This is a genomic window from Paenibacillus sp. FSL A5-0031 (assembly GCF_001956295.1).
Lineage (GTDB): Bacteria > Bacillota > Bacilli > Paenibacillales > Paenibacillaceae > Pristimantibacillus.
In genome coordinates this window covers 194,525-207,066 of record NZ_MRTD01000006.1, presented here as the reverse complement: position 1 = coordinate 207,066, position 12,542 = coordinate 194,525, and the positions used below count along the sequence as shown (strand labels likewise).

General features: G+C 47.9%; 14 protein-coding genes. All 14 read left to right on the top strand.

All coding sequences use genetic code 11. From position 1 onward, the window contains the following. Nucleotides 1–91 precede the first annotated feature (91 nt). A complete protein-coding gene (locus BK120_RS12970) occupies nt 92–1,444 on the top strand; it encodes a copper resistance D family protein (protein ID WP_076267923.1) in 1,353 nt (450 codons plus the stop codon). A 23-nt stretch (nt 1,445–1,467) separates the two neighbouring features. Continuing rightward, a complete protein-coding gene (locus BK120_RS12965; RefSeq protein ID WP_076267922.1) occupies nt 1,468–2,325 on the top strand; it encodes a sensor histidine kinase in 858 nt (285 codons plus the stop codon). Continuing rightward, nucleotides 2,322–3,026 carry a response regulator gene (locus BK120_RS12960; RefSeq protein ID WP_076267921.1) on the top strand — a complete coding sequence of 235 codons (705 nt, stop codon included), beginning with the start codon at nt 2,322–2,324 and terminating at the stop codon, nt 3,024–3,026. The genes BK120_RS12965 and BK120_RS12960 overlap by 4 nt, the downstream gene beginning before the upstream one ends. A 133-nt stretch (nt 3,027–3,159) precedes the next feature. Next, nucleotides 3,160–3,639, top strand: a complete 480-nt coding sequence (locus BK120_RS12955) for an ATP-binding protein (protein ID WP_076267920.1) — start codon at nt 3,160–3,162, stop codon at nt 3,637–3,639. After that, nucleotides 3,636–3,980: an STAS domain-containing protein gene (locus tag BK120_RS12950; protein ID WP_076267919.1), complete on the top strand. Its 345-nt coding sequence runs from the start codon at nt 3,636–3,638 to the stop codon at nt 3,978–3,980. Before BK120_RS12955 ends, BK120_RS12950 begins: the two co-directional genes overlap by 4 nt. A 37-nt stretch (nt 3,981–4,017) precedes the next feature. After that, nucleotides 4,018–5,238, top strand: a complete 1,221-nt coding sequence (locus BK120_RS12945) for a PP2C family protein-serine/threonine phosphatase (protein WP_076267918.1) — start codon at nt 4,018–4,020, stop codon at nt 5,236–5,238. A gap of 31 nt (nt 5,239–5,269) precedes the next feature. Next, nucleotides 5,270–7,486, top strand: coding sequence for an AAA family ATPase (locus tag BK120_RS12940; protein ID WP_076267917.1), 2,217 nt, complete (start codon nt 5,270–5,272; stop codon nt 7,484–7,486). Nucleotides 7,487–7,653: 167 nt separating this feature from the next. Continuing rightward, on the top strand, nt 7,654–8,232 hold the full coding sequence (locus tag BK120_RS12935; protein ID WP_076267916.1) for a Pvc16 family protein: 579 nt from the start codon (nt 7,654–7,656) through the stop codon (nt 8,230–8,232). Next, nucleotides 8,225–9,025: a peptidase associated/transthyretin-like domain-containing protein gene (locus BK120_RS12930; RefSeq protein ID WP_144376749.1), complete on the top strand. Its 801-nt coding sequence runs from the start codon at nt 8,225–8,227 to the stop codon at nt 9,023–9,025. The genes BK120_RS12935 and BK120_RS12930 overlap by 8 nt, the downstream gene beginning before the upstream one ends. 103 nt (nt 9,026–9,128) lie before the next feature. Then, entirely contained in the window at nt 9,129–10,841 is a 1,713-nt protein-coding gene (locus tag BK120_RS12925) for a phage tail sheath family protein (RefSeq protein ID WP_076267914.1), read from the top strand. Nucleotides 10,842–10,879: 38 nt separating this feature from the next. Continuing rightward, entirely contained in the window at nt 10,880–11,314 is a 435-nt protein-coding gene (locus tag BK120_RS12920; protein WP_076267913.1) for a phage tail protein, read from the top strand. A 126-nt stretch (nt 11,315–11,440) separates the two neighbouring features. Continuing rightward, complete coding sequence (locus BK120_RS12915; RefSeq protein ID WP_028611985.1) at nt 11,441–11,821, top strand: hypothetical protein; 381 nt, start codon at nt 11,441–11,443, stop codon at nt 11,819–11,821. Nucleotides 11,822–11,838: 17 nt separating this feature from the next. Continuing rightward, complete coding sequence (locus tag BK120_RS36390) at nt 11,839–12,018, top strand: DUF6760 family protein (protein WP_076267912.1); 180 nt, start codon at nt 11,839–11,841, stop codon at nt 12,016–12,018. A 9-nt stretch (nt 12,019–12,027) separates the two neighbouring features. Next, nucleotides 12,028–12,489 carry a phage tail protein gene (locus tag BK120_RS12905; protein ID WP_256710880.1) on the top strand — a complete coding sequence of 154 codons (462 nt, stop codon included), beginning with the start codon at nt 12,028–12,030 and terminating at the stop codon, nt 12,487–12,489. The last annotated feature ends 53 nt before the right edge of the window (nt 12,490–12,542 follow it).

Sequence of the window (12,542 nt, the reverse complement as noted above, 5' to 3'; positions counted from 1 at the left end):
CTGAAACAGTATGACATAAAGGGATGTGACATCTATGGGAAAATATTTGCTCCAACTAAAACAAATGGCGTCCGGCAGGTGGGCGAAATATATGGCAATGGTACTATTGTTTCTTCTGATCGCCGCTGCTGCTTCTTTGTGGGTATCGCCGCCGCAGGCTTTTGCACAGCTGTATTCGGGAATGGAAGAAACAAATTTTGATCCTCACAAGCAGGTTGGCCATGATCATTCGGACGGGACACAATCAGAAGCTGGAATTACCGTTTCGCAAGCTTTATTTTATACGGTTAGAGCGATTTATTATGCTGCATTTATGTTCGCTGCTGGATTAATGCTTTGGTCCATAACGCTGCCAAAGGATGCGGAATCCGGTCTGAGCAAGCTCGTGCAAAAATGGAGCATCTATTCGCTTAGAGGATTGCTGCTTGCGGTTTTACTGTTCGTTTTTGTTCATGCGAGTCAATTAATGAAGGGATATGACGGAGGTAATTCGAATGAATGGGTCCGCTTGCTGACGGAGACGTCCACCGGCCAATCATGGCTTGCACTGATCGTACTTTCGCTGCTTGGATTTACGGTTCTGCGATTGCATGATTCATTCAAAATGATTTGGGCTCTGCTGCTTATTGCGGTTGAAAGCTTTAACGGGCATGTTAATGCACTTCCAAGCAATACGTTTGCTATTGTGTTCGACTTCATACATATCGTCTGCTCTGCTTTGTGGGCTGGCGGATTAATGCTGCTATTGTTATTGTGGCGGACAGATCGCAAGGAGGCAGGGAGATTCGCTGAGCGATTTACGAAGGTCGCATGGCTGACAATCGTGCTGCTAACGATTAGTGGAATTGGCATGACGGCACTTCTTCTGCCAAGCTGGCGCTATTTGTTTTATACAAGCTGGGGGTTCATGCTGCTTGCCAAATCAGGATTGGTACTGATTGTTGCTTGCGTTGGATTTCTGCTGCATCGGCGCGCCAAACAGCAGAAGCTGCCGAGCGGCAAGCTGCTGAAGCTGGATGGACTTTTGATGGCTTTGGTGCTGATCCTTGCAAGCATCTTCACTTACGTAAGTCCGGTTCCCGATACAGAGCCGTTATCCTATCATAAAATGGGTGAAACGCTCCATTACACGGTAATCATAACCCCAAATGGGCCTGGTCCAAATGACGTGAAACTAAAAATTTGGCTGCCTAAGACGCTTGGCTCGCCGGCATCTGTACAATTTCTGCTTCGTACGCCGGATAATCCGAAGAAAGCGGATATCAATGTTCCAGTGCGCGGTGCCAGCGGGGAAAATTATTTAGCTTTCCCTGGATTTTTAGAAACGGATTATGAATCCGATAAGTTCGAGCTGCCTACACGCGGGGCATGGGAAGCAGAACTGATCATTACGGATCAGACCGGCGCAGTAACGAAGCAGTTGATTCCGTTTCGGAATGACTAATGGGGAGAAAGGGAGCTGAGCAGATGTCGTACAAATGGCTGAAATGGCTAATTTTATGGATTCCGACGGTCGCTATCGGGCTATGGGAATATTTGCGCCACGCACTGCTGCTCCCGTTCATTTCGATGGATCTCGGCAATTTGCTCGCGCCTGTTTTTGTTTTTATTATTACGCTGACGCTGCTCCGTGCGTTATTCGCTAAGCTGGAGCAAACGCAAGAGACGCTGCAGCGCGAGCGTATTGTTAAGGCGGCTCTTGAGGAACGTGAGCAGCTCGCTCGCGAGCTTCATGATGGCATTTCACAATCGTTGTTTATGCTATCGGTTAAGCTGGACAAGCTGGAGCGGGCGGAGTCCGCTTCAGATGCGCAGCAAACGACGGATCAGATTAGAAAAACCGTGAGGCATGTATATGATGACGTCAGGCAATCTATTGCCAATTTGCACGATGCGCCTTTACCAGCCGATATGTCATGGATGCAAAGCATCCACCATCTAACCGTTGAAATGGAACAGACCTCCGGCATTCAAACAACAGTGGAATGGCATGTACAGGACGGCTTGTTGTCCTATAAGCAGAAGGTCGAATTACTGGCCATTATGCGTGAGGCTCTTATGAACGTACAGAAGCATGCGAAAGCAAAACAAATTGTCATTCAAGGTGAAGGAATCGGAAGCTCCGATAAGACGCCAAATACTTTCCGCTGCTCCATTCTCGATGATGGTATAGGGGCTGAGAAGGAGAAGCTTCACGGCAAAGGCAAGTATGGGGTCAAAATGATGCAGGAGCGAGCAGCTGCGATGGGCTGGACGATGACGGTACAGCAGACGAAACCGCAGGGCACAGAAGTCGAAATCATCGGAAGGAGTGATGCCAAATGACAGATAAAACGGCTAAGGTACGCGTTTTTTTAGTAGATGACCATCCCCACGGCCGGGAAGGCATACGCGATATAGTATTAAGCGATAACTCATTTGAAGTAATAGGGGAAGCGGCAAGCGGCGAGGAGGCAATCGCTGCAATCGAAGAATTACAGCCCGATTTGGTGCTTATGGACATTAATATGCCTGGCATTGGCGGACTCGAAGCGACGCAGCGGCTGAAGCTGCTCATGCCCTCTTTAAAAATTGTCATGGTTACGGTCTCCGATGACATTACTAATTTATTCGAGGCGATAAAGCGAGGAGCGCAAGGTTATTTGCTCAAAAATCTTGCCCCGTCCTCATGGATGGAATATTTGCGAGCGATATCTTTAGATGAAGCACCGATGTCGAAGGAGCTTGCCTTTCGCATGCTGCAGGAATTTTCAAAAATGAAGCCGCAGGAGACCAAGCATCTTGTGAATAAACCTCAAACGCTGGATAAAAATGCGTCTATTATTACGACTCCGCTTACCGATCGGGAGAAAGAAGTGCTTGAGCGGGTGGCTACAGGCGCTTCCAATCGTGAGATTGCAGGCGAGCTGTGCTTGTCGGAGCATACAGTAAAAAACCATCTGAAAAATATTTTGCAAAAGCTTCATCTCGCTAATCGCGTACAGTTGACGATTTACGCCTTTGAGCAGGGGCTTGTTGAACGTTAAAACTTTTGCTGAAGATGTACTTCAAACTATTCGACAAAAATAGCAGGATTCCAACAATATTCGTAGAACTACTAGATTCATATCTTGCTTAGTTTCTGCTCGGATAGGTCAGATTCAATTTGGGGGGTAGTAAATGTCGAACGATTGGCAATTTCCCATCGATCGTGAAATTAAGCTGTACAATCGGCTGGAGGAGCTCCAGCGTCTGAATGAAGGGCTTGAGCAAATTGGTGCCGAGGCGGGTTGGTCTGAACGCGCAGTTCTCGACTTGTCTCTAGCATGCGAGGAGCTTGTCATCAACATTGTAAACTACGGCTTCCCATCTGGGGGAGAGCATCATATTGACGTCATTATTCAAGCTTCTCCAACCAGCGTTGAAGTAAAAATAGAAGACGGGGGCGTTCCCTTTAATCCGCTGCAGGAGGCTGATCCTAGAGCACTATTAGAGCTCGAGCTGGAGGATCGTCCGATTGGCGGCTTGGGTATTTTTTTTGTGAAAAGGTTAATGGATGACATTCATTATGAATATGCGGGCGGTTTGAATCGCTTCCGCATGCGCAAGCAATTCGTACTTAATAGCAATGGCGATAAGCGGGAGGAAGCAGACATATGAACATTCAAGCAACGGAGTTAAATGGCATTACGATTATTCCACTAGAGGGAAGATTGGATGGAAATAATGCGACGATAGCAGAGCAAGCTTTCTTGAAGCTATTTGCAGAAGGCAAGCAGCAATTTATTTTTGATTTTACGAATCTGCAATACATAAGCAGTGCGGGACTGCGCGTTATACTGGTGGCGGCTAAGAAGCTTAGAGCCTCTAAAGGACAGATGGTTTGCGCATGTCTCGGAGAGCAAGTCTATGATGTATTTGAAATGTCGGGTTTTACAACGATATTGGATATGGCGAAGACACGGGAAGAAGCGCTAGTCAAACTGGGAGCAGGGGCTTAATGATGGTTCAGCTGAAGCTAGAGAGGCGGTAACGGTCTTGTCAGTACTCTATTTAATATTCGGAGCTGCGGGCCTTGGCGCTGCGGCATATTTATTCGTTTGCAATCGTCGTCTTACCGCAAAGCTGAGGCGTGCGGAAATGCTGTTTGATTTAAGCACGCAGGTTCATTCCTCGCTGCATAAGCCGGAGCTAATAAATTCGGTAAATGCAGCAGCGAAGCAGCTTATATTCGCAGAAGAGGCAGCTGTTGGTCTGGTCGATGACTGGGATTCGCAAGATAATGAGCTTACAAAAACTATGGCTCATAGCGTCGGTGACAAGGTAAGCGTGCCGATGCTGGCGAGAGGCCGCAAGGTGGGTGTTCTGGAAGCAACCGCTAAGATTGGCGGAGCTCGATTTAGTAGGGCAGATCATGAGACGCTTACTCAGTTCGCAAGGCCGCTGGCATTGGCACTGGATAATGCTAGACTTTATGAAGCGCTTGAGGAGTCGGTGGGGGAGCTGCAAATGGCAACAGCACTCAAGGATCGCCTTGAGAATGAACTGCAAATTGCCGGCAGCATTCAGCTCAGCTTTCTTCCTACGACAATGCCTTCCGCAAATGAACCTTTTGACGTTTGTGCACTGTTGAAGTCAGCGAAAGAGGTAGGAGGCGACTTCTACAACTTTTTCAAAATAGACGAGGAGCATCTGTTTTTCACATTGGGTGATGTGTCGGATAAAGGAATACCGGCTGCGCTGTTCATGGCGATGACGCTTTCGTTAATTAAAGGGAAAATGAATGCGAAGCTGTCGCCAGGTGAGCTGCTGGAAATGGTCAACGATGAGCTTTGTACGGACAATGCTCAGCTATTCGCAACGATCATATGCGGCGTGCTGAACATTTCGACTGGCGAGGTTGTGCTTAGCGATGGCGGACATTGTACTCCTTACATTGTCAAAGCGGACGGTTCCGTTCTGCCGATTAAGCTCCCCAAAGGCATCCCGCTTGGTTCTTTCCCGGAATTCACTTATCGGAATCAGACCATCGAACTTGAGCATGGTGATCGTTTTGTCCTCTACACCGATGGTATTACCGAGGCCGAGAACGAACGGCAAGAGCAGTATTCCACTAGTCGTTTACAAAATTTCTTATCTCAAACGTCCGGTTATTCTAGCGCTGAAATCATCGATGCGCTGCTGATGGACGTGTTCATGTTCGCGGACGGAGCTCCACAATCCGACGATATTGCGGTACTTTGCCTCATGCGCCGATAAGCGTAATGCATTCATATAAGGGTGAACCATCATGCGATTTTATGAAACAGGATTCGATTATTTACGTGACGAGCTCGCTTTGCTCGAACAAGGGCTGCGAGTTCTTCTTGCAGACTTTGAGAGTAAGGAAATCGATGGTCAAACGCCAATGTCAATGCGCGGCCTCGTCGTTAACGCTATCGATATAGAACGTTCGTTTCTAGGAAACGAGTCTTTACAGGAAGAAGATGCACTCGCTTCGTTTAGACAATTTCGCTTAGAAGCGGAACGACAATTTTCACATCAGATCCATGACAGCGTAAGCGAGGGAGCAAGGCTCCCGTTCGCTTATTTGTCATGGACTCTTCGTCTTTCGACATGGGAAAAACGCTGCGTTATGTTATGCCTTGCAGCTGAGCTCGATTCACGTTATGAAAGCTGGTTTGGCTATTTGAATGACGACGTTACGCTGCGGGTGCCTACTGCGGAGCTTGCGCTGCGATTGTTAGGGGATTCGAAAGAAGAGTTTTATCATGCTCGTTCGCTGCTTGCAGGTTATTCGACCCTTGGCAGATTTGTGCTGAGATCAGGCAGAGCGGCAGTACCCGCTGAGAGAAGCATGCTGAAGCAGCCGCTGCGCATGGACGCTCGTATTATCTCGTTTCTGCTGGATACTGAAAAGCTGGATTCCAGAATTGAAGACGTTTGTACCTTATACGATGGGGCGAGGTCAGCTCCAGAGCTGGCGTTCAATTGCGAGCTTCAAGACATGCTGCTGCAAATTGTGCAAAGGGAACGATCCTTCAAGGGAGACAAATCATTCACTCAAGATGATGAGAATGAGCAGTATGAAATACCGTTTATTCAGTTGAGCGGACCTTCGGGCGCCGGCAAAAAGCTGCATGCCAGACATCTGGCTCAGTCTTTGGAGCAGCCGCTGCTGCTTGTCAAGCTAGACAAGCTTGCTAAGGATGAAGATGCGATGGCGGAACAGTTGATCAATATTGTACGTGAATCGCTCTTATCTGTAGCTGTCTTATGCTTCGATGAGGGGGAGGGAGAAAGAAGCGCATCGGAGGGCTGGCCTCATCAGCAGGAACGGGTTCGCAAGGCGCTTGCTAACTATATAGAATTAGCAAGGCTCCCTGTCGTGTTATGGCTGACGCGTGTAGAAAGACGCGCCTCACAGCTGCCGCTTCCAGCGTTTTCTGCATTAACGAGCCATACTGTGCATGTTCCTAACGCAGAAGTGCGATTGCAGCTTTGGCAGCGCTGCAGCGATGAAAGAGCTGATCGTAGTCTGCTTAGTCATTTAGCCGATAAGTATGCTTTTACAGCTGGGCAGATCGAGGGAATGAGCAAACAAGCAGATCGCCTAGCTTACCATAACAAGCACGAGTTCCCTACACTTGATGATTACGCCCATGCCTCGCGAACACAGGTTCAGCATCGTTTGTCCGAGCTTGCGGAGAAGCAACGGCTAGTTCGGCGATGGGATGATCTGATATTGCCAGAGGAGCCGCTGGAGCTTCTTAAGGATGCGTGCAGCAGGCATAAGCATAGCGAAACGGTGTTTAATCGATGGGGCTTTGGTCATAAGCTGCCTTATGGGCGAGGCTTAAGCATGTTGTTTGCTGGGCCTCCTGGCACGGGCAAAACGATGGCAGCCGAGGTCGTTGCGGGAGAGATGGGTCTAGAGCTTTACCGTATTGATCTGTCGCGCGTTGTGAGCAAATATATCGGGGAAACGGAAAAAAACTTGAGAGAGCTGTTCGCTGAAGCGGAAAGCAGCGGCGCTGTCCTGTTTTTTGACGAAGGAGACTCCTTGTTCGGCAAACGAACGGAAGTAAAAGATTCAAATGATAGATTCGCTAATATGGAGGCATCCTATCTTCTGCAGCGTATTGAAAGTTTCGAGGGTATCTCGATTCTAGCAACCAATTTGCTGCAAAATATGGACGAAGCCTTTTTGCGAAGAATGCAGGTGATCGTTAACTTTCCATTCCCGGATGCAGCCCATCGGGAGCAAATTTTCCGCTCGCTGCTGCCTAAGGATGCGCCGCTTGATCCTGACCTTGATCTGTCATTTCTAGCAGCGCGCATCGATGCATCAGGTGGTCATATTAAAAATATTGTCCTGTCTGCCGCATTTATGGCTGCCTCGGAGCAAGCTACAATAGGCATGAGACATATGGTCCGTGCGACACGCCAAGAGCTCCATAAGATGGGGAAAATTGTCGTGAAAGAATCGTTCGAACCGTATAACTAGCAAGTTTTTCTCAATAATTTGTTGTAAAATGTAGTAATTTTACTGAATTTGGTTCGCGGAGTCAGGAAAATTGACATAAATTGAGTAATTTTGCGTAGTCAATTGGTAGTAGAGAAGCTATAATAGAAATCGAATACCATTTTGATTTTTTTGGGAGTGATAGGCTGATGGGTGGATATACGGTTATTGCGGATTTGGAAGCCAGCATGCTGCGCTTGCTACGTGATCATCTTACGCCTGACCCAGTGCCGCGTCCCGAGTTGATCGGAATGGCTTCGCCCCGGGATGCAGGCGATCTAGCTCTTTCCTTGTTTTTGTTCAACGTTAAGGAAAATGGCGAATCTCGTCGGACGGGCATGGTGGATCGTGGAGGCGTGCTTCAGTACCCGCCGCAGGCGCTTGATTTTTATTTTTTGATGACAGCGCATTCGAGTGCGAATCGATTAACGCGTGCATTGGACGAGCATCGGATATTAGGTCGTGCTATGCAGGTCTTTTATGATAACGCCGTACTCAGCGGTACATATCTTGAAGGCACGCTTGCTGAAGGAAACGGTGCGATAAGGATAAATCTAGTCAGCATGGAAGGCGAAGATTTACTGAAGCTTTGGCAGTTCGGCGATACGCCGTACAAGCTTTCTGTCGTCTATCGCGTAGGCCCAGTCATGCTCGATTCGAATCGTGTGAAGCCGGTTTCGCGAGTTGTCGAGCGTCATATTGTGCTTGAGGAAAAGGACGGTGGCTAATATGTCACACCATCGTTCAACGAGGGTAACTCGCTGCTCGCTTGTTGTATCGCCAGTTGACGTATGGACAAGAAGGCTGCTTGCACCTTCAGCGTTATCCGTTTCACTTGAGGGCATTCATAAGAAACCCATTCGGAAGCCTGACGGGACCTTTCTGTTTCTTGACCTTCCCTCTGGCAGCTATGTGCTCTCCGTTACCTCATCTGTATTTATACCCTACAGGAAAAAGATTGAAACCGCTTCTATTTCAAAATTATACCCAATGATTACAGTACCGCTTTTGCCTGGTCCCAAATATGCTTATCCTGCAAATGCGACAGCTGTCACCTTTGAGTTATGTGATGCTGCTAGCAGACCTTGTGCTGATGCTGAGGTTTGGGCTTACATATGCGAGGATGCCGCAGCACGAGGTAGAATTATGCAAGATTCGCTGCTTGCTGGTGCAGATACAGCAGCAGTGGGTCAGCTGCAGGGCCAGACGGTTGCAGGCGAGAGCTTGCTGCTTCGCGGCCAAGGCAATGAGGAGCTTGTGCGTGTAGCCGAGATTTTGCCCGGTAATGGTCTGCGATTCGAGCAGCCATTGAAGGAAAACTATCGAAGAGGCGCGTTATTATTGCCTGCTGTTCAAACGAGCAGTGCAAACAATGGTATTGTTATCCTGCCATTCCGCGGCATACTGCCGAACAGCTTTCCTATTAAAGTGTTTGCAAATAACGAGCATGGCAGCGCTGCGGCCGAATTGACGGCGCAAGCGGGTGAAGTAGTATCAGCGCAGACCTTAATCCTTCAGTAGGATGAAGATATTCTGACGCATTCCAATTGGTCTTGGGGTTGACGCGGGAGAAATATGCCTGCCATTACCTAATACATAAATAGATTCAGAGAGGAGATCACACATGGCTGAGTATTTATCGCCAGGCGTCTATGTGGAGGAATTTGAGAGCGGCGCCAAACCACTGGAAGGTGTTAGTACGAGCACAGCAGGCTTTATTGGGCTTGCTGCTCGCGGACCAGTCGAGGGTTTACCGCAGCTTATTACAAGTCCAGCTGATTTTGGACGTGTATATGGTTCCTATTTATCTGAAAATGCTTTTGGCTCATACCGTTTTCTTGCGCATGCGGTCAATCAGTTTTTCACAAACGGAGGCTCCCGCTGCTTCATTACTCGGGTAGCGCCGTCAGATGCCAAAACAGCCTCTAACGAAGCTCAGAAGGATGCGGTTCTCTCCATTACCGCCAAAAATCCAGGCGCTTGGGGCAATCAAATTCGTGCTGTTGTTGTACCTGCAAGCAAAGCAAAAACACCGATCTTTGAAGCAAGCGAAGGCAATCGTTACCGCGTGAAAAACGCTGCTGGCTTTTATGCTGGGGATGTGGTCGTTTTTACAAATGGTACAGACAAGCAATACAACCGCATCATCTCTGTTCATGATCAAGTGATTGAGCTTGCAGAAGCACTTAGCGGCGATGTCGTGGATACGGCTCTAGTTCCTACTAAAGTACTGAGCTCCTCGGAGTTTACGATTAATGTGCTTTATGGAACAGAGTCGGAAACCTACGAGAAAGCATCGCTCAATCCAGAGGCTCCAAACTATGTGGAGAAGCTGGTATCCCGCTCGAATATCGTAAGCGTACAAGTACTGAAGACATCGGAAGAGAGCGTTGCTCCGCTGGAGCAAATTGCTGGTTCTGAGCTTGCCGTATTTGAAATTTTGCTTGCGGGCGGCAGTGATGGTTCTGCTGCAAGCTTGTCGGCTGCTGATTTTATCGGCGAAGACTTTGGTCCAGGCAGAAGAACTGGCATCCAGTCGTTTATCGACAACGATGTTGTCAGCATCATGGCGATTCCAGGTGTAACCGATCCTAATGTACAGCTGTCGCTGGTTGCTCATTGTGAAAGCTTGGGAAGCCGCTTTGCGATTCTTGATCTTCCTCGCGAAGTAACGAAGGTACAGGATGTGCTTGCTCATCGTGATTTGTTCGATTCAAGCTATTGTGCACTGTATAATCCATGGCTGCAAGTGTTTGATCCGCTTGACAAACGCAATATTTTCATCCCGCCGTCTGGTACAATCGCTGGGGTATATGCTCGTTCTGATACAACACGCGGCGTTCAAAAGGCACCTGCCAACGAAACGCTTCGCGGCGTAGTAGGCCTAGATGTTCAGTATAACAATGGGGAGCAGGATATTCTTAACCCAGCAGGCGTCAACTTGATTCGTGCTTTTACAGGTCAAGGCATTCGCGTATGGGGCGCTCGTACATGCTCATCCAATACACTTTGGAAATATATCAACGTACGCCGCTTATTCATTTTCATTGAAGGTTCAATCATGAATGGATCAAGCTGGGTTGTATTTGAACCCAATACCGAGCAGCTATGGGCCCGGGTTCAGCGCACGATTGATGCATTCTTAACTCGTGTATGGCGTGACGGAGCATTGTCCGGTACAAGCCCGTCTGAAGCATTTTATATTGAAATTGGACGTTCAACGATGACACAGGATGACATCGACAATGGACGATTGATTTGTGTAATCGGCGTAGCGCCGGTGAAACCAGCTGAATTCGTCGTATTCCGTATCACGCAAAAAACAGGTTCGGAATAGTCATTAGCTTCCATATCGAATAACGGAAGGGGATCCACATGCCAGGAGATCGTATTGATCCATATCGCAATTTTAGATTTCGTGTAGAAGTAGAAGGTCTTGAGCAAGCAGGATTTAGCGAGGTTTCCGGTTTTGAGGCAACCTTTGATGTGGTCGAATACCGCGAGGGCAACGAGGTTATTACACCTCGCAAGCTTCCAGGCTTAATCAAGTACGGCAACATTTCACTGAAATGGGGCACGACTGAATCGATGGAGCTGTATGATTGGCTTCAAGAATGCGCCGAAGGAACGATTGAGCGCAAAACGATTACGATCATCGCGCTTGACGAAGAAGGCGAAGACGTGGCTACTTGGCAGGTTATCGAAGCTTGGCCTGTTAAATATACTGCGCCTACCTTCAATGGTACCGGCAATGATATTGCGCTAGAGCTGATTGAATTCGCTCATGAGGGTTTAACGCGCACCGCATAGAAATGAGTAATTAAAGCTGGTTTATGGCGAACAAGGGAGGTCAGCAGGCGAGAAATCGTTTGCTCCTCTCTTGTTTTCCGCTTTTTTAGAAATCGATTCTATTTTACATATTGGAGTGATAACCGGATGGCGTTTCAAACGGAATATGAATTTGAATTGCCTCGCGGCTACGTGGATGATCAAGGCAATCTCCACCGGCGGGGTGTTATGCGGCTTGCTACAGCAGCTGATGAAATTTTACCGATGAAGGACCCGCGCGTACAATCCAACCCTAGTTATTTGACCGTTATTTTGATGGCTAGAGTGGTAACAAAGCTGGGGGATGTTAGGCATATTGATACGAAGCTGATCGAGAAGCTGTTTACGGCAGATCTTGCTTATTTGCAAAATTTATATCGTCAGATTAATGACTTAGAAGCGCCTAAGGTGCTTACGGCTTGTCCGAAATGTGACCACGAGTTCGAGGTGGCTGTCGATTTTTTGTCCTTAACGGAAGCTCTCTCTTAGGTTATCCGGTTGACCGGCTGTACGAGGAGGTAGGCTTCGTCGCGTATTATTTTCATTGGTCGCATGACGAAATTATGAGCATGGAGCATGCAGAACGCAGGCGCTGGTGCGATGAAATTTCCAAAATTAATCGCAAGATGAACGATGAATCAGATAGCGGTAAGAAAAACATTTTCGACGTTTTTGGAAAGAGGTGACGCGGCGCTATGGCAGTCATGAAGGGGCAAGAGAAAGGTCGCTTTCACGATGTAGCTACAACATTCAAGTTTTGGGTGGAGCTCGATGACATTTTTGTTGCAGGCTTCTCTGAGGTTTCGGGACTTGAGGCAGAAACAGAAATTGAGGAATACCGTGAAGGCGGAGTGAATGGTTATGTTCATAAGCTGCCAATGGGTGTTCGGTTCCCAAATCTCGTGCTGCGCAAGGGTATGACCAAATCGCCTGCTCTTTGGAGCTGGTACGAAAGCACAATAGATGGAACGATTGACCGCAAAACAGGTGCGATTGTGCTGCAATCTGCTGACGGAACAGAATTTGGGCGCTGGAGCTTCTTTGATGCTTATCCGGTGAGGTGGACCGGGCCGCATCTGAATGCGAGCACGAGTGACATTGCGGTTGAAACGATAGAAATTATTCATAGCGGTTTATATGGTGATTTTCAGAAGTAGGGTTGTGCAAGTAGTTAAACGTTAATGAATCATAAATTGCAAGTTGAACGGGA